The sequence below is a fragment of the Pseudomonas sp. S1_E05 genome, assembly GCF_056337105.1.
The window spans coordinates 4234894-4257568 of sequence record NZ_JBFRHM010000001.1 but is presented as its reverse complement, the minus strand read 5'-3'; the positions used below and the strand labels follow the sequence as shown (position 1 = coordinate 4257568).

Below are 22675 nucleotides of genomic sequence, written 5' to 3'. Positions count from 1 at the left end.
AATTCTTCAGTTCGTGGCGAAAACTGCCGGATTCAGCCCCTGCGAGGTTAACGCAACCTGATTTTCAGCGTTTGCAGAGGCCCGCCACACCGGTTGTGATAAGTCACCTGAAGGTGCCGGGACTCCACCCGCAGATGGGCAAAGTTGTCCTGGCTGATCACTGGGCTGGTCAGTTGATGCCGGTACTCGCCTGCGTCTGTCCTGGCCAGCGGTTCGTCGAATACGAAGGTACAAGTTCGGGCATAGGGCAACAGCATGCTGTTGCACAGCGGTGAGGAGACGATGGTGTGCACTTCGAAGTCCGGGTCTTCGCTGTGGGTCAGCCGGTTGGTCAGGGAGCCGTGGACATCGCCGCAAACGAAGAAGACATTTTTGATCCGGTGTGTACGAATCGTTTCCAGCAATCGTAATCGTTGCTCCGGAAAGGCTTGCCAGGCATCCGTGGCGAACCGTCTGCGGTCGGGGTACAACACCACGCTGGTGACCACGAACTTGACGCGTGCCGGGCTGTGAACCAGCCAGGTGCACAAGGCCTGCTCCTGCTCTTCGTCGAGAATGCGCCGATTGTCGGCGGACAGATTGCGCCGTGTGCGGCTATCGGTGACAAACCATTCGATATCACCATGGGTAAACTGGTACCAGTAGCGGCTGAGGTGACGATTGATTGTCCCATCGTCGTGCAGCTCATGGGCGGGGCTGTGGCTGGCCTGGTACAGCTCGTACGCGGCGATGGCATTGTCGTATAAATGATCGTCGCCCCGGTTTTTGTTGGCCGGCCAGTTGTCCTCGATTTCGTGGTCGTCGAGGATCATGTACGTCGGGATACCGGACATCAGTCTCGCTATGTGCGGTTGCGAAAAGGCCGTGCGGTACTTTTTCAGGATTTCCCCGTAATCGCGGTCAGGCGCAATGAGGTTCAAGTCGTCGATGTAGACCTGGTCGCCGGTCATTACCATCGCGTTGATCGGCGCCGCGCGATGCTGCGCCAAGTGGTTGATCGAGGCAAAGATGCGATCGCCCAGATGTGGCAGCGAAGCCAGTCCAGCGGTCATGCGCAGGTATCGACACGAGCCGACGATGTATCCCCTCGGCGCCGTCGCGCTGTCTGACGGCGTGCTGAAACGATAGATGTCCCCAGGCCATTGCAGCGCCAGCTCCTGGATCGACTCCACGGTATGCAGAGGGCTCATCGGGCTGAACCAGCCCGCCTGGTACTCGTATTCGGTATCGGCGGCGAGCTGGTTCAGGGCAATGACCTCGCACATGTCGCGTTGCTCTGTCAGTTGGCTGAAAACCCCGCGGGACCAATGAGTCTCGCCCCTGCGTCGATAGCGTAGGCCGGCGAATACGAGGGCTCCTTTTTGCGATTTGCCCCGTAGGAATATTCGGGTGTGAGACGACGTAGTGTGTCCAATGATCGGGCCGACGGTAGGTTTGTGCAGATAGGAATTCATTCGACGCAGTACTCGTTGAGCCAAAGGTTTGTTGGCCCAGCCTAGAGATTGCCTCGCAAAAAAAATCGGGGTGAAGTGGACGGAGGGTGTGGGATTTGTAAGTCCGATCTGTCGGACAAGGGAAGAGGGCATCTGCCAATAAAATCAGGGCAAAAAAAGCCCCGCCAAATTGACGGGGTTGAGGTACGAGCGTGGCGCTCGAAAAGCAGCGACGCGACAGGCCCTCCGGTGAAGGAGGGCCGGCCGGTGTTACAGCAGGATAGTGCGGATGTCCGCCAGCAGGTCGCTGAGGCGCTTGGTGAAGCGAGCCGCAGCGGCGCCGTTGATCACGCGGTGATCGTAGGACAGCGATAGCGGCAGCATCAGCTTCGGCTGGAAGGCCTTATCGTCCCAGACTGGCTGGATGGTGGCCTTGGAAACACCAAGGATCGCCACTTCCGGCGCGTTGACGATCGGCGTGAAGCCGGTGCCGCCAATGTGGCCGAGGCTGGAAATGGTGAAGCAGGCGCCTTGCATGTCGTCAGCGGTGAGCTTCTTGTCGCGAGCCTTGGCGGCCAGCGCAGCGGCTTCGGCTGCCAGTTGCAGCAGGCTTTTCTGGTCGACGTTCTTGATGACCGGTACCAGCAGGCCTTCAGGGGTGTCGACGGCGAAGCCGATGTTCACGTACTTCTTGCGGATCACAGCCTTGCCGCTTGGAGCCAGCGAACTGTTGAAGTCCGGCAATTCCTTGAGCAGGTGCGCGCAGGACTTGAGCAGCAGTGGCAGGATGGTCAGCTTGACGCCAGCCTTCTCGGCAACCGCTTTCTGTGCGACGCGGAAGGCTTCCAGCTCGGTGATATCAGCCGAATCGAACTGAGTCACGTGCGGGATGTTCAGCCAGCTGCGATGCAGGCTCGACGCGCCGATCTGCATCAGGCGGGTCATCGGCACTTCTTCGGTTTCGCCGAAGCGGCTGAAGTCCACGGCCGGAATCGGCGGAATGCCCGCACCACCGGTAGCGCCGGCAGCAGCAGCCGGTGCTTCCTTGGCCTTTTGCATCATCGTCTTGACGTAAGCCTGCACGTCTTCCTTGAGGATGCGACCGTGCGGGCCGCTGGCGCCAACAGCGCTCAGCTCTACACCGAACTCGCGAGCCAGTTGACGCACGGCTGGGCCGGCGTGAACCTTGGCGCCCGGCTTCGCTGGAGCGGCGGCCGGTGCGGCAGCCGCAGGAGCGGAGGCAGCAGGCGCAGCAGCGGCAGGTGCAGGCGCGCTCGGAGCCGCAGCGGCCGGAGCCTGTGCAGCCGCAGGCGCGGCGCCTTTGACCTTGAGCTTGAGGATCAGGTCGCCGGTGCCGACTTCGTCATCGAGCTTGACCGAAACGCTTTCCACCACGCCAGCGGCAGGCGATGGAATTTCCATGCTGGCCTTGTCGGATTCCAGGGTGATCAGCGATTGGTCAGCTTCGACGCTGTCGCCGGCCTTGACCAGCACTTCGATGATCTTGGCCTTGCCCGCCGAACCGATGTCCGGAACGTGAATATCCTGGACGCTGTCTCCAGCGGGTGCGGCTGGTGCCGCAGCAGCAGCAGGGGCTGGCGCAGCAGCGGCCGGAGCAGCCGCCTGGGTTGGCGCGGCAGCCGGCGCCGCAGCACCCGCCACTTCCAGATCCAGAATCAGGTCGCCAGTGCCAACTTCGTCGTTGAGCTTGACGCTGATGGCCTTGATCACGCCAGCGGCAGGCGATGGGATTTCCATGCTGGCCTTGTCGGATTCCAGGGTGATCAGCGACTGGTCAGCTTCGACGGTGTCGCCCACCTTGACCTGGATTTCAATGATCTGAGCCTTGCCCGCCGAACCGATGTCCGGCACGTGCACTTGCTGAACCGAAGCGGCAGCCGGGGCAGCAACTGGCGCGGCAGCAGGGGCAGGGGCGGCAGCAGGCGCTGCTTTTTCCGCAGGAGCAGCGGCAGGCGCAGGGGCCGCAGCAGCGGCACCTTCGACTTCCAGCTCAAGCAGTTCGTCGCCTTCTTTCAGGCGATCGCCCAGCTTCACTTTCAGGCTCTTGACGATACCGGCCTTCGGCGCAGGCACTTCCATGCTCGCCTTGTCCGATTCCAGTGTCAGGATGCTCTGGTCGGCTTCGATACGGTCGCCGACTTTCACAAACAGTTCAATTACTTCACCTTCACCGCTGCCGATGTCAGGTACGCGAATGAGTTCGCTCACGGAATCTCTCCTCAGCAGTCCAGTGGGTTGCGTTTTTCCGGGTCGATCCCGAACTTGGCGATGGCTTCAGACACCACCTTGGGTTCGATATCGCCACGGTCAGCCAGTGCTTCAAGGGCTGCCAACACCACGAAATGACGGTCGACTTCGAAGAAATGACGCAGTTTCTTGCGGCTGTCGCTGCGGCCGAAACCGTCGGTGCCCAGGACTTTGAATTCCTTGGATGGTACCCACTGACGGATCTGCTCGGCGAACAGTTTCATGTAGTCGGTCGAAGCGATGACCGGGCCTTTACGGCCAGTCAGGCACTCTTCAACGTAGCTGCGCTTAGGCTTCTGGCCCGGGTGCAGGCGGTTGGTGCGCTCGACGGCCAGGCCATCACGACGCAGTTCGTTGAAGCTGGTGACGCTCCACACGTCGGCACCGACGTTGAATTCTTCACGCAGGATCTTCGCCGCTTCGCGGACTTCACGCAGGATGGTGCCGGAGCCCATCAGCTGGACGTGATGCGCCGCGTCGCGAGTGTCTTCCTCGAGCAGGTACATGCCTTTCTTGATGCCTTCCTCGGCACCGGCCGGCATGGCGGGCTGCTGGTAGGACTCGTTCATCACGGTGATGTAGTAGAAGACGTCCTGTTGCTCTTCGGTCATCTTCTTCATGCCGTCCTGGATGATCACCGCCAGCTCGTAGCCGTAGGTTGGATCGTAGGTGCGGCAGTTCGGGATGGTGGCAGCCAGCAGGTGGCTATGACCGTCTTCGTGCTGCAGGCCTTCACCGTTGAGGGTGGTACGGCCGGCGGTGCCGCCGATCAGGAAGCCACGGGTGCGGCTGTCGCCAGCGGCCCAGGCTAGGTCGCCGATACGCTGGAAGCCGAACATCGAGTAGAAGATGTAGAACGGCAGCATTGGCTGGTTGTGGCTGGAGTACGAAGTACCGGCCGCGATGAAGGAGCTCATGGCGCCCGCTTCGTTGATGCCTTCTTCGAGGATCTGGCCCTTCTTGTCTTCCTTGTAGAACATCACCTGGTCTTTATCGACTGGCTCGTAGAGCTGGCCGACGGACGAGTAGATGCCCAACTGACGGAACATGCCTTCCATACCAAAGGTACGGGCTTCGTCCGGGATGATCGGGACGATGCGCGGGCCGATTTCCTTGTCCTTGACCAGTTGCGCGAGGATGCGCACGAAGGCCATGGTGGTGGAAATTTCACGGTCGCCCGAGCCGTCGAGGATGGCCTTGAGGGTGTCGAGCGATGGGGTCGGCACGCTGAAGCTCTGCGCACGACGCTGTGGCACGAAACCGCCCAATGCCGCGCGGCGCTCGCTCAGATAGCGGGCTTCGGCGCTGTTCGGCTCCGGCTTGAAGAACGGCAGGTTTTCCAGCTCTTCGTCCTTGACCGGAATGTCGAAGCGGTCGCGGAACAACTTCAGGCTGTCGACGTCGACCTTCTTGGTGTTGTGCGCGGTGTTTTTCGCTTCGCCGGCACCGGTGCCATAACCCTTGATGGTCTTGGCCAGGATGACGGTAGGCTGGTCCTTGTGGTTGACCGCCTGGTGGTACGCGGCATAGACCTTGTACGGGTCGTGACCGCCACGGTTGAGTTTCCAGATCTCGTCGTCGGACAGATCTGCAACCATCGCCTTGAGTTCTGGCGAGTTGAAGAAGTGCTCACGCACGAACGCGCCGTCCTTGGCTTTGTAGTTCTGGTATTCGCCGTCGATGACTTCGTCCATGCGGCGTTGCAGGATGCCGTCGACGTCCTTGGCCAGCAGTGGGTCCCAGAAACGGCCCCAGATGACTTTGGACACGTTCCACTGAGCACCACGGAACACGCCTTCGAGTTCCTGGATGATTTTGCCGTTACCGCGAACCGGGCCGTCGAGGCGCTGCAGGTTGCAGTTGATGACGAAGATCAGGTTGTCGAGTTTCTCGCGGCCAGCCAGCGAGATTGCGCCCAGGGATTCCGGCTCGTCGCACTCGCCATCGCCCAGGAAACACCAGACTTTCTGCTTGCCTTCGGGAATGAAACCACGGGCTTCCAGGTACTTCATGAAGCGCGCCTGGTAGATCGCCTGGATCGGGCCCAGACCCATGGATACGGTTGGGAACTGCCAGAAATCAGGCATCAGCCAAGGGTGTGGGTAGGACGACAGGCCCTGACCGTCCACTTCCTGACGGAAGTTGTTCATCTGCTCTTCGCTGATGCGGCCTTCCATGAATGCACGGGCGTAAACGCCTGGCGAGGTGTGCCCCTGGAAGTAGATCAGGTCGCCGCCGTGCTCGTCGGTCGGGGCCTGGAAGAAATAGTTGAAACCGATGTCGTACAGGGTGGCGCTGGAGGCGAAGCTGGAGATGTGACCGCCCAGGTCAGAATCCTTCAGGTTCGTGCGCATCACCATGGCCATCGCGTTCCAGCGTACCAGCGAGCGAATGCGGCGTTCCATGAACAGGTCGCCAGGCATGCGTGCTTCGTGGGTGACGGGAATGGTGTTGCGGTATGGTGTGGTGATGGCGTAAGGCAATTGCGAACCGCTGCGGGTTGCGAGTTCGCCCATACGGGTCATCAGATAGTGAGCACGGTCTTCGCCTTCTTTGTCGAGAACCGATTCCAGGGCGTCCAGCCATTCCTGGGTTTCGACGGGATCGAGGTCTTGCATGGCTTGCTCCAGGGCGGAAAGGCTACCAGAATCGGTTGCCTGAGTGAGCGACTGGCCTTGTGGGCAGACGTTATGAATTCTTGGATTGCCGAGAGGTAGGTTCCGGCGGCGTGTAGTTTTACTACAAATCATCGGGCATTTCAGCTATCCGAATGTATATACGAGTAGTAAAACTACAGGTGAGCGGCTTGTGGCCTCCAGCTGCGTTGTGAGAATAATCGTTAAGGTTGGTCTTTTGCCAACCAAAAAAGGTAAAAGCTTGATGCTGACTGCCAAAAATGAAGAATTTTCAGCTATTTCTAACCTTTGTTCGACAGTCGATCAGGTAGTGCGAACTGAAAAATCACTACAAGCAGCCCTCCACACGCCGATCAAGGATAGACCATGAGCCTGCCTGCGCTTGCCGAACTTCCTGGCATTCTCCTGCCGTTGGTCACCCGTGCCGAGCAGTCGTTCCGTGAGGCTGTGCTGACCCTTGAGGATGACCGCGGGTTCTCGGGGTGGACTCCAGAGCGCTGGGCGCAATGGGCCCGCGTCAGCGCCGCCAGCGATTTCGTCATTGAACAAAGTGTTCGTGACCCTTTGATGTTGCTGACCCTGGTGCAGTCCGGGGAACTGGATCGTGCCTTTGCCCCCGGCGAGTTGTGCGCGCAGATTGCGGCAGCGGTGAACGAGGCACAGACCGAGGACGAACTTGGTCGCGCCTTGCGTCGCCAGCGTGCCCGCCACCAGGTGCGCATCATCTGGCGCGACCTGACCCGCCAGGCCGACCTGGTCCAGACCTGCCGCGACCTCTCGGACATGGCCGATGCCAGCATCGACCAGGCCTATCAGTGGTTGTACAAACGTCATTGCGAGCAGTTCGGCGTGCCTACCGGCAGGCGCAGCGGCGAGCCGCAGCAGATGGTGATTCTTGGCATGGGCAAACTCGGCGCGGTCGAATTGAACCTGTCCTCGGACATCGACCTGATCTTTGCCTACCCGGAAGGCGGCGAAACCGTCGGGGTGAAGCGCTCGCTGGATAATCAGGAGTTCTTCATCCGTCTGGGGCAGCGCCTGATCAAGGCGCTGGACCCGATGACCGTCGACGGTTTTGTATTCCGTGTCGACATGCGCCTGCGACCTTACGGTTCGTCGGGCGCGCTGGTGCTCAGCTTCAATGCGCTGGAGCAGTATTACCAGGATCAGGGGCGGGATTGGGAACGCTACGCAATGATCAAGTCGCGCGTGGTGGCGGGTGATCAGGCAGCCGGTGCGCAGTTGCAGGAAATGCTGCGTCCGTTCGTTTACCGGCGTTATCTGGATTTCTCCGCCATCGAAGCGCTGCGTACCATGAAGCAGCTGATTCAGCAGGAAGTGCGGCGCAAGGGCATGGCCGACAACATCAAACTCGGCTCTGGCGGCATTCGCGAAGTGGAATTCATCGCCCAGGCGTTTCAATTGATCCATGGCGGTCGCGACCTGAGCCTGCAACAACGTCCTCTATTAAAGGTGCTTAGCACGCTCGAAGGCCAGGGTTACCTGCCGCCAGCGGTGGTCAACGAGCTGCGCGAAGGTTACGAGTTCCTGCGTTACACCGAGCACGCAATCCAGGCGATTGCCGATCGCCAGACCCAGATGCTGCCAGACACCGCCCAGGATCAGGCGCGCATTGCATTTATGTTGGGTTTCGATGGCTGGGACACCTTTCATCAACAATTAATGTACTGGCGCGGTCGTGTGGCCTGGCACTTCGGCCAGGTGATCGCGGACCCCGACGAAGAAGCCGGCGCCGAAAGCGAAGTGGTGGTCGGTGGCGAGTGGCTGCCGCTGTGGGAGGACGTCCAGGACGAAGAAGCGGCCTGCCGTCAGCTGGAAGACGGCGGTTTCACCGATGCCGGCAAAGCCCTGAAAGCCCTGGCCGGACTGCGCAGCAGCCCGCAATTGCGGGCGATGCAGCGTTTGGGGCGTGAGCGCCTCGATGCCTTCATCCCGCGATTGCTGGCCCAGGCGGTCGAGCATAGCAATCCTGACCTGGTGCTTGAGCGTGTGCTGCCGTTGGTGGAGGCCGTGGCTCGGCGTTCAGCGTATCTGGTGCTGTTGACCGAAAACCCCGGCGCGTTGAGGCGTTTGCTGACCTTGTGCGCCGCGAGCCCGTGGATTGCCGAGCAGATCACTCGTTTTCCGCTGCTGCTCGACGAATTGCTCAACGAAGGCCGCTTGTTCAAGCCACCCTTGGCTCCAGAGTTGGCAGCGGAGTTGCGCGAGCGCCTGACACGCATTCCCGAGGACGACCTGGAGCAACAAATGGAGGCTCTGCGCCATTTCAAACTGGCGCACCGCTTGCGTGTCGCGGCGTCTGAAATCGCCGGGCATCTGCCGTTGATGAAAGTCAGCGATTACCTGACCTGGCTGGCCGAGGCCATTCTCGAGCAGGTGCTGGCACTGGCCTGGCGCCAGACAGTGGCCAAATATGGCACACCGTTGCGCAACGACGGGACGTTGTGCGATCCGGGCTTCATTATTGTTGGTTACGGGAAAGTCGGCGGCCTGGAATTGGGGCATGGGTCCGACCTCGACCTGGTGTTTATCCATGACGGCGACCCGCAGGCGGAAACCGACGGCCCCAAATCCATCGACGGTGCGCAATTCTTTACCCGGCTGGGGCAACGGATCATTCACTTGCTCACGGCCCAGACCAACTCCGGTCAGTTGTATGAAGTGGACATGCGCCTGCGGCCCTCCGGGGCATCGGGGCTACTCGTAAGTTCGCTGGGGGCCTTTGCCCGGTATCAGGAAAACGAAGCTTGGACCTGGGAACACCAGGCTCTGGTGCGAGCGCGGGTGCTGGTGGGCAGTCCGGATGTGGGTCAGGCGTTCGAGCAGGTTCGTGCGACTATTTTGGGTAAATCCCGGGACCTGGCGACCTTGCGCCAGGAGGTCAGCGATATGCGTGCCAAGATGCGTGACAACCTTGGCAGCAAGAGCACCGGGGCCGGCACCGCGGCGAATGCCTTCGAGGCCACGGCACCGTTCGATCTCAAGCAGGACGCCGGAGGTATCGTCGATATTGAATTTATGGTGCAATACGCCGCCTTGGCGTGGTCTGAAACACACCCGCCGTTGCTGCGCTGGACGGACAACATCCGCATTCTGGAAGAGCTGGAACACGAAGGGCTGATGCCTGCCGAAGACGCCAGCCTTCTGCGCGAGGTCTATAAGGCCTACCGTTCCGCCGCGCATCGGCAGGCCTTGCAGAAGGACCCGGGAGTGATACCCGGTGACCAGTTCGTGGACGAACGGCGACAGGTGATGAGGATCTGGCGTGAAATGGGGCTAACCTGAAGGGCTTGCCCAGGCCACTGTAGGCGCGAGCTTGTCGAGGCGTCGAACCGTCGCGATGGCGCCAGCAGGTTCAACCCATGCGTTGACTGAGACACCGCCATCGCGACGGTTCGACGCCTCGACAAGCTCGCTCCTACAGTTGCCACACCGTGTTTTGGAGAATTCTCGAGGCGGGGAGGCGTATGCCTCCCCGGTTCGTTTTTGGAAGCCACATGAAAATTCTGATCGTTGGGCCCAGTTGGGTCGGTGACATGGTGATGGCGCAGACACTGTTTCAGTGCCTCAAGCAGCGTCACCCGCAATGCGAGATCGATGTCCTGGCGCCCGAGTGGAGCCGGCCGATTCTCGAACGCATGCCCGAAGTTCGCCAGGCCTTGAGCTTTCCGCTCGGCCACGGCGCGTTGGAGTTGGCGACCCGTCGGCGCATCGGTAAATCCCTGGCCGGCCAGTACGACCAGGCGATCCTGTTGCCCAACTCACTGAAATCGGCGCTGGTGCCGTTTTTTGCCGGTATTCCCAAACGCACCGGTTGGCGTGGCGAGTTCCGCTATGGCCTGCTCAACGACGTGCGCACGCTGGACAAAGAGCGTTATCCGCTAATGATCGAGCGCTTCATGGCCCTGGCTTACGAGCCCGGTCTTGAACTGCCCAAGCCCTACCCGCGCCCGACCCTGCAGATCGACCCGGTGAGCCGTGAAGCGGCGCTGGCCAAATTCGGCCTGGCCCTCGATCGCCCGGTGCTCGCGCTGTGCCCAGGCGCCGAGTTTGGTGAGTCCAAGCGTTGGCCATCCGAGCATTATGCGAAGGTCGCCGAGGCAAAAATTCGCGAAGGCTGGCAAGTCTGGTTGTTCGGCTCGAAAAACGATCATGCGGTCGGCGAAGACATCCGCGCCCGGTTGATTCCCGGCCTGCGTGAAGAGTCCGTGAATCTGAGCGGCGGTACATCCCTGGCCGAGGCCATCGACCTGCTGTCCTGCGCCGACTCCGTGGTGTCCAACGACTCTGGACTGATGCACGTCGCGGCAGCCCTGAATCGTCCTTTGGTGGCGGTCTATGGTTCGACATCGCCGGGCTTTACCCCGCCGTTGGCCGAGCACGTGGAGATCGTGCGCCTGGGCATCGAATGCAGCCCGTGCTTTGATCGCACGTGCCGATTCGGTCATTACAACTGCCTGCGCCAATTGATGCCGCAGGCGGTGAGCGAAGCCTTGCAGCGGTTGCAGGGCACTGCGGTCGAGGTCCACTAGTTTGCGGGTTCTGCTGATCAAGACTTCTTCGCTGGGCGACGTGATTCACGCGTTGCCGGCACTGACCGACGCAGCCCGGGCCATTCCCGGCATTACGTTCGACTGGGTGGTGGAAGAAGGTTTCGCCGAGATCCCGACCTGGCACCCTGCCGTGGGCAAGGTCATTCCCGTGGCCATTCGCCGCTGGCGCAAGAATCTCTGGCAAACCATCAAGAGTGGCGAGTGGAAACGCTTCAAGCAAAGCGTTCGCGCCACCCGATACGACCTGGTCATTGATGCGCAGGGCCTCCTCAAGAGTGCGTTGCTGACTCGCTATATCAAGGCGCCGGTGGCGGGACTGGATAAAAACTCGGCGCGTGAACCGATGGCTGCGCGATTCTATGATCGACGCCTGGCGGTTGCCCGCGGTCAGCACGCGGTGGAGCGCGTGCGTCAATTGTTCGCCATCGCGCTGGGTTACGACCTGCCCAAGGGGCTGGGCGATTACGGCCTGAACGTCGAACGGCTGGTGGAGTTACCGCGCAAGAACCCGTACGTGCTGTTCCTGCATGGCACGACCTGGGATACCAAGCACTGGCCCGAAGCCTACTGGCGCGAGCTCGCCGAGCGGGTTGGTTACCTGGGTGTCGGCGTCAAGCTGGCGTGGGGCAACCCGGCGGAAAAGGCGCGTGCAGAGCGCATCGCCAAGGACATGCGCCACGTCGAAGTGCTGCCCAGACTGAATCTGGCGGGCGTCGGCAAGGTCCTGGCGGGTGCGCAAGCCTGCGTGGCGGTGGACACCGGCCTGGGCCACCTTGCCGCAGCGCTCGACGTGCCGACGCTGTCGCTGTTCGGTCCGACCAATCCGGGTCTGACCGGCGCCTATGGCAAGGCACAGATTCACATCGCCAGCGATTTCCCCTGTGCGCCGTGCCTGCAAAAAAAATGCACCTACCAACCGACGGCCGAAGATGCCCGTCGGTTTGACCTCAAGCGCGAGTGGCCGTTGTGCTTCACGCGTCTGAATCCCGAGCGTGTCGCGACCCGACTGAGCACGTTGCTACTGGCTGAGGAGCTGCGCTGATGCAATTGGCATTCGTCCTGTACAAGTATTTCCCCTTCGGCGGCTTGCAGCGTGACTTCATGCGCATTGCCCTGGAATGCCAGCAACGTGGCAACCAGATTCGCGTCTACACGCTGATTTGGGAAGGCGATATACCCCCGGGTTTTGAAGTGCTGGTGGCGCCGGTGAAGGCGTTCTTCAATCACCGGCGCAATGAAAAACTCAGTGAGTGGATGGCGGCCGACCTGGCCAAGCGCCCGGTGGATCGCCTGATTGGCTTCAACAAGATGCCCGGCCTGGACGTCTATTATGCCGCCGATGGCTGTTTCGAGGACAAGGCGCAGAACCTGCGCAACTCGCTCTACCGACGCTGGGGCCGCTACCGGCACTTCGCCGAATACGAGCGCGCCGTGTTCGCCAAGGATGCCAAGACCGAAGTGCTGATGATTTCCGAGGTCCAGCAGCCGCTGTTCATCAAGCACTACGACACACCGCTGGAGCGCTTTCATCTGCTGCCACCGGGCATTTCCCAGGACCGTCGCGCGCCGCCGAACGCCGCCGAAATCCGCGCCGATTTTCGCCGCGAATTCAGCCTGAAGGACGACGATCTGCTGATGGTGCAGATCGGCTCCGGGTTCAAGACCAAGGGCGTGGACCGCAGCCTCAAGGCGCTGGCCGCGTTGCCCGCTGATCTGAAGAAACGTACCCGGTTGTTTGTAATTGGCCAGGATGACCCCAAATTGTTCCAGATGCAGAGTGCCACGCTGGGGCTTGGCGATAACGTGACATTCCTCAAGGGGCGCAGTGATATCCCGCGTTTCCTGCTCGGCGCTGACCTGTTGATCCATCCGGCTTACAACGAAAACACCGGGACCGTCCTGCTCGAGGCACTGGTTGCCGGTTTGCCGGTGCTGGTCAGTGCGGTCTGCGGTTACGCCCATTACATTGCCGAGGCCGATGCCGGCCTTGTACTGGATGAGCCTTTCGATCAGGGGCAACTGACGCAGTATCTGACCCGGATGTTGAGCGACGCACCTGCACGGGCGGCCTGGTGCCGCAATGGTCTGGCCTTCGCGCAGACGGCCGACCTCTACAGCATGCCGCAGCACGCGGCCGATGTGATTCTGGCGGAGCACGCTTAATGAAGTTGATGCTGGCTGAACCGTTCAAAAGCCTTTGGGCCGGACGCGATCCATTCGCCGAAGTCGAAGGGCTTCAGGGCGAGGTGTACCGTGAGCTGGAAGCGCGGCGCACATTGCGCACCGAAGTGGACGGCAACGGGTTTTTCGTAAAGATTCACCGCGGCATTGGTTGGGGCGAGATTTTCAAGAATTTGCTGACCGCCAAGCTGCCGGTGCTCGGTGCCGGCCAGGAGTGGCGGGCCATTCAGCGCCTTCAGGAAGTTGGGGTGCCGACCATGACGGCTGTCGCCTACGGCGAGAAGGGCAGCAATCCCGCCGACCAGCATTCGTTCATTGTCACCGAGGAACTGGCGCCGACCATCAGTCTTGAGGACTTCAGCATCGACTGGGTCAAGCAGCCGCCAGAGCCAAGGCTCAAGCGCGCACTGATTGCCGAGGTCGCTCGTATGACCGGCATGATGCACCGCGCCGGGGTCAATCACCGCGATTGCTACATCTGCCACTTCCTGCTGCACACCGACAAACCGGTTACGCCTGAGGATTTCAAACTCTCTGTCATCGATTTGCACCGCGCCCAGACCCGCCCGGTAATTACCCAACGCTGGCGCAACAAGGATCTGGCGGCGTTGTATTTCTCGGCCCTGGACATCGGGCTGACCCGGCGTGACAAATTGCGGTTCCTCAAAGGCTATTTCCAGCAGCCACTGCGCCAGATTCTGGCTGAAGAAGCCGCATTGCTTTCCTGGCTCGACGGCAAGGCCAACAAACTCTACGAGCGCAAGCAACGATACGGGGATGCACTCTGATGTCGGGCTGGAAACTCGATCCTGCCTACAGCGATCTGGCCGAGGACTTCGGCACCCTCGAGGCGGTTTTCGCCCTCAAGGGGGAGCAGTTGACCCGCGACCCGTTGTCCGAAGTCGTCCGGGTCCAGCGCAATGGCATCAACTATTACGTCAAGCGCTACGTAGGCGCTGGCAAGGGCTTGCGTCGTTACCTCGGCAAGCCGCGGGTGAAGATGGAGTGGCAGAACCTCAAGCGTTTTGCGAAGTGGGGCATCCCAACGGCTGAAGTGGTTGCCTGGGGGCTTGAGCGGCGTGGTGCGGCCTATGATCGCGGGGCGATGATCACCTTGGAGCTGCCGCATACCGAAGACCTCAATGCCTTGGCCGAGCGCAACGATCCTAAACTGAAGGATCGCGCCTGGGTCGACCATATCAGTCGGCAATTGGCGGCCTACACCCGGACCATGCACGACAACCGCTTCACTCATAACGATCTCAAGTGGCGCAATCTGTTGGTCGATGATCAGGGGCAACTGTTTCTGATCGACTGCCCCAATGGTGATTTCTGGCGTGGTTTCTGGCTCAAATACCGGATTTCCAAGGACCTGGCGTGTCTCGACAAGGTGGCCAAGTACCATCTCTCGGCGACCCAGCGCCTGCGTTTTTACTTGCAATATCGTCAGCGTGCGCGGCTTAACGCGGCCGATAAAAAACGCATCCGGCATGTGGTGAGATTTTTTGAGGGACGCGAATGACTGATTTCCTGGCCGATGAAGACCGTGCGTTGCTGGAACGCCATGGGCTCGGCACCTTCGAAGCACTGTGGGCCAAGCAACTGGAAGCCGTGGATGAACCCAATACCGTGCGCGGTGGCTGGAGCAGTGTGTTCAGGCTGGATCTTGAAGGGCATGGTTTTTACCTCAAGCGCCAAAGCAACTATCAGATGCACACCCTGCATGCGCCTTTTGGCGAACCGAGTTTTGCCCGGGAATTTCGCAATATCAGCCGCTATGAAAAGCTCGGTATCCCGGCACTGAAGGCGGCGTTCTTCGGTGAGCGCAAGGTGGATGGCGATGTCCGAGCGGTACTGCTGACCCGTGCGCTGGATGGCTGGGATGACCTGGACTCACTGTTGCAGCGCTGGCAGGACCTGAGCCCGGCGCAGCACTCGGCCATCCTCAAGGCCTGCGGGCAGCTTGCCCGGCGATTGCACGGCGCACGTCAGGTGCATGGCTGCTTCTATCCCAAGCACATATTCCTCCAGGCCACGGGCGATGGTTACAGCGCTCAATTGATCGACCTGGAGAAAACCCGTCCATTGCTGTTCGGCCATCGCGACCGGGTCAAGGACCTGGAGCCGTTGACCCGCCGGGCTCGGGAATGGAGCGAGGCGCACTTGCGCGAGTTGTTGGCGGCCTACCTGGACCAGCCGCAGGACAGCTCGCTGATCGACAGTTGGTTGTCGCGCCTGACCGCGCGGCGCAGTTACAAGAGGGCGGGCTGATGCGCTTGTCGCAACTCCGAACGGCCGGTCGCCAACCGACGCTGCCGCTGAGTATTTCCCTGGCGGACGCGGCTGGCCAAGCCGATTTGCAATTGTTGAGCCTGTTGCGGGTACTGCCCGGGCAGCGATACGTCGGCGCCGGGATCTGGCGTGGCCGCCCGGTGTTGGCCAAATTGCTGGTCGGCAGCAAGGCGGCCCGGCATTTTCAGCGCGAGCGCGACGGCGTGCAGTTGCTGGCGGCTCAAGGGCTGGCCACGCCGCAATTGTTGGTCGATGGCCTGAAAGAGGGCGAGGGCGGCTGGCTGCTGTTCGATTTCCTCGAAGGCGCCGACAGCCTGGGCGACGCCTGGAAAGCGGTCGAGCACCTGACGCCACTGGCGGATCAGCAGACCGCCGTGCTGGCTGAGGCACTGGGTGCTATCGGGCAGATGCACCGCAAGGGGTTGTGGCAGGAAGACCTGCACCTGGACAACCTTCTGCGCCAGGGTGGACGGTTGTATCTGATCGATGGCGCCGGCATTCGCAGTGAAAGCCCTGGCCAGCCGTTGTCGCGGCAAAAGGTCCTGGAAAACCTCGGCGTATTTTTCGCGCAACTGCCCAAGTCGCTGGAGCCGTTCACTGAAGAGCTGCTGGTGTACTACCTCCTGAGCAATGGCGAACATGCGTTGCTGATGGAAGCCTTGCAGAAGCAGATCGACAAGGTGCGTAGCTGGCGTCTCAGGGACTTCCTGATCAAGGTTGGGCGTGAGTGCACCTTGTTCAGCGTGCAACGTGGGGCATTCGGCTTGCGGGCGATTCGCCGCGAAGAGGAAGCGGCCATGCTGCCGGTACTCGAGCAGGCTGATGCGCTGCTCGATCAGGGCCATCTGTACAAGACCGGCGGCGCGGCGAGTGTGGGAAAAGTCGAGACGGACGGCCGGACGCTGGTCATCAAACGGTACAACATCAAGGGTTTTGCCCACTGGCTCAAGCGCTTCTGGCGGCCTAGTCGCGCGTGGCATTCCTGGCGCGAAGGCAATCGACTGGCGTTCCTGGGGATCGCCACGCCAAAACCCCTGGCAGTCCTGGAAAAGCGCTTCTTCTGGTTGCGCAGTCGGGCTTACCTGGTGACCGAGCACCTGCCGGGGCCGGACATCATCGAGCGATTTGCGCCTTACGTCGAGAATGGCGAAGCGCCCGAAGCCGAACTGGCGGCGTTGGATCACCTGTTCGCCGAACTGATTCGCGAGCGGATCAGCCACGGTGATTTCAAGGGGCACAACCTGTTCTGGCAGCAGGATCGCTGGGCACTGATCGATCTCGATGCCATGTGTCAGCATACTTCGCGCAGCAGCTTTGCCCCCGCCTATGCGCGGGATCGGGCGCGGTTCATGCGTAACTGGCCTGAGCAGAGTGCGTTGTATCAGGTCATTGATCAGCGGCTGCCCAGGGACATCCCCAGCGCCAGCTGAAAACGCCAGGGCGAGCCTGCTCGCGTTGGCTGCCTTCCGGGCTGTGAAGCTCGGAAGGCAGGTTGATGTGAACTCTCCTACAGGCGCCGTCGCCCTTCATGAACTGGGCGTCCCATGGTCACGATGCTAGCTTGCCGGATGTTCTCGGAGGGCAAGATTTGACTATCAAAATGGCTATCACGCTTGGCGTCTGCTCGCTGGTGCTGTCGGGCTGCGGGACCGCACTTACGGTTATGCAACATGAGGAGGATGCAGCGCGTGGCCTGAGGAGGCACAAGACCTACTGCCCGTCGATCCCGCGCATCTATAGCGGGCTGTCCTATGATTTCTGTGTCTTGAATGCGCCGCCAGAACCCGGCGGCTATCTCGCCTCGTTTGTGCTGCTGGATCTTGCGCTGTCCGGAGTAGGTGACACGGTCGTTCTGCCCTACACCATTTATCGGCAGGTGATCGATGGCAACATCGGCATCTACTGGCGAACCACACCCCGATGACGGGCCTCTGTATACCACTGACAACCCGGTGGGTCATTCCTGCCATCTTTTACGCTATAATCCCGCCCTTTAGCTGTCTCTCGCCCCTTGCGAGGGCACATCCATTTTGAGGCGCGTTGCGCCTGCATGCAGACTTAAGAGGCTAGACCCCTGTGGCATTGACGATTCTTGGCCTGTCCGGCGCCCTTAGCCATGATCCTTCCGCAGCCTTGTACATCGACGGCAAGCTGGTCGCGGCAGCTGAGGAAGAGCGCTTCGTACGCGATAAACATGCAAAGAACCGCATGCCCTACGAGTCGGCGAAATTCTGCCTTGAACAGGCCGGTATCAAGCCCTCCGACGTTGACGTGGTGGCAATCCCGTTCGCCCCGATCAGCCTGTTCGGCAAAGCTCGCTGGCACTACGCCAAGCGTTACTGGTATGCACCGGATCGTGCACTCGATGCGATCCTGATGGGCAACCGTCGCTATAAACGCTATCGCAACAAGATCGTCTGGTGCCTCGAGCAACTGGGTTTCGATCCGAAGAAAATCAAGATCGAGCCGGTTGAACATCACCTCGCTCACGCCTCCAGTGCTTACCACTGCTCCGGCTTCAAGGAGAAAACCGCGATCCTGGGGATCGACGGCAAGGGCGAGTACGCCACGACCTTCTTCGGATACGGCGAAAACGGCAAGATCCACAAGATCAAGGAATTCTTCGATCCGGACTCCCTCGGCGGTCTGTACGGCGCGATCACCGAGTTCCTCGGTTTTGAAATGCTCGACGGCGAATTCAAGGTCATGGGCATGGCGCCGTACGGCGATGCCAGCAAATACGATTTCTCGCGCCTGGCCTCCTTCGAAAACGGCGAGTTGGTGATCAACACCGACTACGCCAACGTCATCGGCCTGCGTCGCTATAAAGAGAAGGGCAAGGGGTTCTACTTCTCGCCGAAATTGATCGAGTGGCTGGGTCCCAAGCGCGAAGGCGACATCGCCGACGAGCCTTACATCCACTACGCTGCGAGCATGCAGGCACTGTTCGAAAAACTCGCGCTGCAGATGATCGATCACTACCTGGGCGACGTGCTCAAGGAAACCGGCAAGCTGGCCTTCGCCGGTGGCTGTGCGTTGAACGTCAAGCTGAACCAGAAAATCATTGCTCGCCCTGACGTCAAGGAACTGTTCGTCCAGCCAGCGTCCGGCGATGCCGGCACCGCGGTCGGCGCGGCCGCCTACGTGTCGCACGCCCGTGGCGTGCCGGTCGAGAAGATGGAGCACGTCTACCTCGGCCCGTCGTACAGCAATGAAGACGTGATTGCCGCGTGCGCCCGTCATGCCGACAAGCCGAAATGGCGCAAGCTCGACAACATGCCTGCGCAGATTGCCAAGATCATGGTAGACGGCAACCCCGTGGCCTGGTTCCAGGGTCGCATGGAGTTCGGTCCGCGCGCGTTGGGCGGACGTTCCATCATCGGTTGCCCGAGCGTGGCGGGTGTGGCTGACCGTATCAACCACCAGATCAAGTTCCGCGAGCGCTGGAGGCCTTTCTGCCCGTCGATGCTCGACACCGTTGCCCCGCAGATGATCAAGGTCGATCACCCGGCGCCGTTCATGACCTTCACCTTCGAAGTGGTTGAAGAGTGGAAAACCCGAGTGCCGGAAGTCGTTCACGAAGACGGCACTTCCCGCGCCCAGGTGCTCAAGCGCGAGTACAACCCGCGCTACTACGACATGATGAAGGCGCTGGAAGACCTGACCGGCAACGGCGTGTCGCTGAACACCTCGCTCAACCGCCGTGGTGAGCCCATGATCTGCTCGCCGACGGATGCCCTGAACATGTTCTTCGGTTCCGACCTACAGTATCTGATCATGGAGGACATTCTCGTGGTCAAAGAGGGTGCGGACGCCTATGACACGCTCGGCTGAACGCCATGTGCTGCAGTTCTGCCACGGCTATGACGGTCCGTTCCTGGACTGCGCCCGGCAGTATGCCAGCCTGTTCGCGGGGACCGGTTATCGAGTCACCACGGTGTTTCTCACCGGGGTGGCCGATGCACAAGTCGCCGCGAGCTGCGCGTCGGACGAAGTGTTATTCATGGAGTACAGCTCCAGGGCCATTCGTGGCCTGAAGCTGGGCGCCATCGGCGATCTGCGCAAGATCGCCGCTTCGCGCAACTTCAGTTTCTGCATCGCACACCGATTCAAGCCGATCTACATTGCCCTGCTGGGCACGTCGTTGCCAGTCATTGGCGTTCATCACGCGTTTGATGACTATCAGCGCCCTGGCCGTCGCTTCTTCGCGAATTTCTTCCGCAAACGCCTGAGCCTGCTCGGGGTCTCCGATGCCGTACGCGACGACATCCGTCGTTGCCTGCCGAAATGGCCGGCGGCACGGATCCAGACGCTCTACAACCGCATCAACGTACAGGATCTCCAGGGCGATCACGTCTCCGTCCGTGAGGCTCGGGAAGCCCTCGGTCTGTCGATGGATGCGTGGATTATCGGCAACGTGGGGCGACTGCATCCGGACAAGGATCAGACCACCCTGCTGCACGGTTTTGCGGCGGCACTGCCCGGATTACCGGCCAACAGTCAGTTGGTGATTCTGGGGATCGGGCGACTGGAGCAGGAGCTCAAGGCCATGGCCCGTGAGCTGGGGATCGGTGATCGTGTGCTGTTCCTTGGCCAGGTGCCCGAAGCCCGGCGTTTTTTCCGGGCCTTCGATGTGTTTGCCCTGACCTCCGATCACGAACCGTTTGGCATGGTGTTGCTCGAAGCCATGGCGGCAGGCCTGCCGTTGCTGGCCACCGCTTGCGGCGGCGCCAGGGAGGTGGTCGAAGGCGTCGGCATTCTGTTCCCGTTGGGTGATACCGAACGTCTGGCCCAGGGGCTGCAACACCTGGCTGCGATGGATGACCAGCAGCGGCGCCAGTGCGCCGAACTGATGCTGGAGCGCCTGCGAGAGCGATTCTCCGACCGCGCGGTGCGAGATGCATTCTGGCATCTGCCCAATGTTACGGAACTGGCGGCGAGGGGTTGATGCTCAACCGATTTCAAGGATGGCGCGAGCGTGGTTGGTCGGTGGTCGATGCCCCGACCTACGAGCAGGCCTGGCAACGATACGGCGGCAGTGTTGCGACCCACCCCCTGGTGGTCGAGCGTCTGGCCGGGTTGGCCAACATCCCCGTACGTTATCTGGCGTGGGCGCCAAACGGCGATGTGCAGGCGGCCATCGCCACTTGGGGCCGCGATCTTGCCCTGTCCAAAGACGTGCTCAAGCGTAACGGCAAGAAAGGGCTGTTCGACCTCGGCAATGCCGAAATCATCCTGCCTGCTGCCGTTGATAGCCAGGCACCACTGCGCCATCGCGCCCGTTATCTGTCTGCGCTGAATGAAGGTCGCTTCAGCGGTATCAAGCTGCAGGCCGAACAGTTGGCCATGGCGCGCACGCCTGAAGAACTGTCCAAGAAGTTTCGCTACAACCAGCGGCGCGAGTTGCGTTTGCTGGAGGAGGCGGGTGGTGTGGTGCGTCCGGTCAGCGAGTTTTCCAGCGCCGAGCTGGCTGCCATCTACTGTGATCTGTTCCTGCGCCGCTGGGGATTTCCGGCGACTGGCGCTGAGCGCATGGCCGAGGTGGTCGAGTTATTGCGTGAGCTGCTGATCGGCTCGGTGATTTTCCTCAACGATGCACCCATTGCCATTCAATTGGTGTATCGCGTTGAAGCGCCGCAATGGATCAGTGTCGAGTACATCAACGGCGGCGTCGACCCGCAGACCCGTGAGTTCAGCCCCGGTAGCGTCTTGAGCTTCCTCAATACCCAGAGTGCCTGGGAGCACGCTCGGGCGCTGGACAAGCCCCTGCGCTTTTCCTTTGGTCGTGCGGACCGTGAATACAAGGACCGCTGGTGTAACCCTGTGCCGGTCTTTACCGTATGAGTGCGCCCATGAGTCGCAAACAACAACTGCTCAAGCGTCACCGGCGCAACAAACGCATCGGCCTGCTGATTGCCCTGGTGCTGCTGATTGCAATCGGTGTGCTGGTGGCCTGGTGGCTACCGCTGGTGCTGGCGATAGTGGGCTGGATCGCTCACGAGGCCTGGTTTGCCGACCATCTGTTCTACTCGCCCAAGGACGATTACGCCTACAGCTTCCCGCCTTACACGCCGCAACCCAGGGTTCACCTGGACGGTGAGCGTCTGCGCCTGGATGACGGGGTCATACTGGTCGATGACGCGACCCTGATCCTGGCAGTGCAAATCAAAAGCAGCTGGCTGGGGCGCTTTTTCGACCCGGCCGTGGAGTTGTCCGGTGGCGATCACGCCGATTGGCAGACGTTCGAGCGGGGTGCGAATGGGCTGCGCTACCTCAACCTGAGTGGTCAGGCGCAGGTGCTGTCCCGGGGTGACCTGCGCCTGCGCGGGCGCTTTTGCCGGGTGTCTGGCGAGCCGGTGCTCTGGGCCTTCGAACAACCGGACTACCGTCGTCACCGGGTGATGGTCATCGCCCCTCATGCCGATGATGCCGAACTGGCGGCTTATGGTTTGTACAGCCAGGCCGACGAAGCCTGGATCGTAACCCTGACCGCCGGGGAAATCGAAGCACAACATTATCAACAGATGGGCCTGGATCCGGTTGAAGCCGCGCGTCTCAAGGGACGATTGCGCGCCTGGGACAGCATCGCCGTGCCGCGCTGGGCGGGTGTACCCCAGGAACATTGCGTACAGCTGGGCTATTTCTGCCTGCAACTGGCGGCCATGCGAGATGCCCCGTCGCAGCCGATGGGGTCGCGCGAAGCACAGATGCACGACACCCGGTTGTTCCGTCAGTTGAACCCCTTCGCTCTGCCGGGCGATGCCGATGGCGCACCGACCTGGAACAATCTCGTGGCCGACCTGCGCGAGTTGCTGTTGCGGGCACGGCCGGAAGTGATCGTGCTGCCACACCCGACACTCGATCCGCACCCTGATCACATTTGTGCACAGCAGGCGGTGCTCGAGGCCCTGCACGGCCTGCAATGGCAGCCGACGACATTGCTCGGTTATGCCAACCACCTGCACGACAATGACCGTTGGCCCATGGGAGATACCGGTCACGGCATCGCATTGCCGCCGGTGTTCGATTCGGCGATCGTGATGCAGCCTTATTGCCTGCCAGTGCCCGTGCCACTTCAGCGTGATAAAGCCATGGCGCTGGCAATGATGCACGACCTGCAGCCGCGCATGCCGTTCAAGCGCCGCCTGAGGCGGTTGATACAGCGGTTACTGGCCAGTAGAGTGCCGCCCACCTATGGAGAGAATGAGTTCTTTCGCAAGGCGGTCCGGCGCCACGAGCTGCTCTGGCTTCTGAAGCATGGCGAGCCATCCAGGCCCCAGAATTGAACTAC

General features: G+C 61.0%; 16 protein-coding genes. 13 read left to right on the top strand and 3 right to left on the bottom strand.

Annotated elements, in window-relative coordinates; translation table 11 throughout:
- Positions 1-47: 47 nt before the first annotated feature.
- From AB4N33_RS19560 to aceE, 3 genes are all read right to left on the bottom strand, one after another.
- Positions 48-1442 (bottom strand): alkaline phosphatase D family protein, encoded by a 1395-nt coding sequence (locus AB4N33_RS19560; protein WP_476458837.1) that lies wholly within the window; start codon positions 1440-1442, stop codon positions 48-50.
- 261 nt (positions 1443-1703) lie between these two features.
- Positions 1704-3662, bottom strand: a complete 1959-nt coding sequence (gene aceF / locus AB4N33_RS19555; protein WP_476458055.1) for a dihydrolipoyllysine-residue acetyltransferase — start codon at positions 3660-3662, stop codon at positions 1704-1706.
- Between the two features lie 11 nt (positions 3663-3673).
- Positions 3674-6319 carry a pyruvate dehydrogenase (acetyl-transferring), homodimeric type gene (gene aceE, locus AB4N33_RS19550; protein ID WP_476458054.1) on the bottom strand — a complete coding sequence of 882 codons (2646 nt, stop codon included), beginning with the start codon at positions 6317-6319 and terminating at the stop codon, positions 3674-3676.
- A gap of 384 nt (positions 6320-6703) precedes the next feature.
- Between aceE and glnE the strand changes: the two genes are divergently transcribed.
- The 13 genes from glnE to AB4N33_RS19485 all read left to right on the top strand — a co-directional run bounded on the left by glnE (position 6704) and on the right by AB4N33_RS19485 (position 22670).
- On the top strand, positions 6704-9643 hold the full coding sequence (gene glnE / locus AB4N33_RS19545) for a bifunctional [glutamate--ammonia ligase]-adenylyl-L-tyrosine phosphorylase/[glutamate--ammonia-ligase] adenylyltransferase (RefSeq protein WP_476458053.1): 2940 nt from the start codon (positions 6704-6706) through the stop codon (positions 9641-9643).
- Positions 9644-9855: 212 nt separating this feature from the next.
- Positions 9856-10890 carry a lipopolysaccharide heptosyltransferase II gene (gene waaF, locus AB4N33_RS19540; protein WP_476458052.1) on the top strand — a complete coding sequence of 345 codons (1035 nt, stop codon included), beginning with the start codon at positions 9856-9858 and terminating at the stop codon, positions 10888-10890.
- Between the two features lies 1 nt (position 10891).
- A complete protein-coding gene (gene waaC / locus AB4N33_RS19535; protein ID WP_460140419.1) occupies positions 10892-11953 on the top strand; it encodes a lipopolysaccharide heptosyltransferase I in 1062 nt (353 codons plus the stop codon).
- Entirely contained in the window at positions 11953-13074 is a 1122-nt protein-coding gene (locus tag AB4N33_RS19530) for a glycosyltransferase family 4 protein (protein WP_476458051.1), read from the top strand. The genes waaC and AB4N33_RS19530 overlap by 1 nt, the downstream gene beginning before the upstream one ends.
- Entirely contained in the window at positions 13074-13880 is an 807-nt protein-coding gene (rfaP, locus tag AB4N33_RS19525; RefSeq protein WP_476458050.1) for a lipopolysaccharide core heptose(I) kinase RfaP, read from the top strand. The genes AB4N33_RS19530 and rfaP overlap by 1 nt, the downstream gene beginning before the upstream one ends.
- Complete coding sequence (locus AB4N33_RS19520; protein WP_460118700.1) at positions 13880-14614, top strand: lipopolysaccharide kinase InaA family protein; 735 nt, start codon at positions 13880-13882, stop codon at positions 14612-14614. Before rfaP ends, AB4N33_RS19520 begins: the two co-directional genes overlap by 1 nt.
- Complete coding sequence (locus tag AB4N33_RS19515) at positions 14611-15363, top strand: lipopolysaccharide kinase InaA family protein (protein ID WP_476458049.1); 753 nt, start codon at positions 14611-14613, stop codon at positions 15361-15363. The genes AB4N33_RS19520 and AB4N33_RS19515 overlap by 4 nt, the downstream gene beginning before the upstream one ends.
- Positions 15363-16814, top strand: coding sequence for a lipopolysaccharide kinase InaA family protein (locus tag AB4N33_RS19510; protein ID WP_476458048.1), 1452 nt, complete (start codon positions 15363-15365; stop codon positions 16812-16814). The genes AB4N33_RS19515 and AB4N33_RS19510 overlap by 1 nt, the downstream gene beginning before the upstream one ends.
- Before the next feature lie 158 nt (positions 16815-16972).
- Positions 16973-17308, top strand: coding sequence for a YceK/YidQ family lipoprotein (locus AB4N33_RS19505; protein ID WP_476458047.1), 336 nt, complete (start codon positions 16973-16975; stop codon positions 17306-17308).
- Positions 17309-17460: 152 nt separating this feature from the next.
- The gene (locus AB4N33_RS19500; protein WP_476458046.1) at positions 17461-19218 is read left to right on the top strand and encodes a carbamoyltransferase family protein; all 1758 of its coding nucleotides are present in this window, start codon (positions 17461-17463) and stop codon (positions 19216-19218) included.
- The gene (locus tag AB4N33_RS19495) at positions 19202-20332 is read left to right on the top strand and encodes a glycosyltransferase (protein ID WP_476458045.1); all 1131 of its coding nucleotides are present in this window, start codon (positions 19202-19204) and stop codon (positions 20330-20332) included. The genes AB4N33_RS19500 and AB4N33_RS19495 overlap by 17 nt, the downstream gene beginning before the upstream one ends.
- Entirely contained in the window at positions 20332-21228 is an 897-nt protein-coding gene (locus AB4N33_RS19490) for an antimicrobial resistance protein Mig-14 (protein ID WP_460118688.1), read from the top strand. The genes AB4N33_RS19495 and AB4N33_RS19490 overlap by 1 nt, the downstream gene beginning before the upstream one ends.
- A gap of 8 nt (positions 21229-21236) precedes the next feature.
- The gene (locus tag AB4N33_RS19485) at positions 21237-22670 is read left to right on the top strand and encodes a PIG-L deacetylase family protein (protein WP_476458044.1); all 1434 of its coding nucleotides are present in this window, start codon (positions 21237-21239) and stop codon (positions 22668-22670) included.
- Positions 22671-22675: the final 5 nt, after the last annotated feature.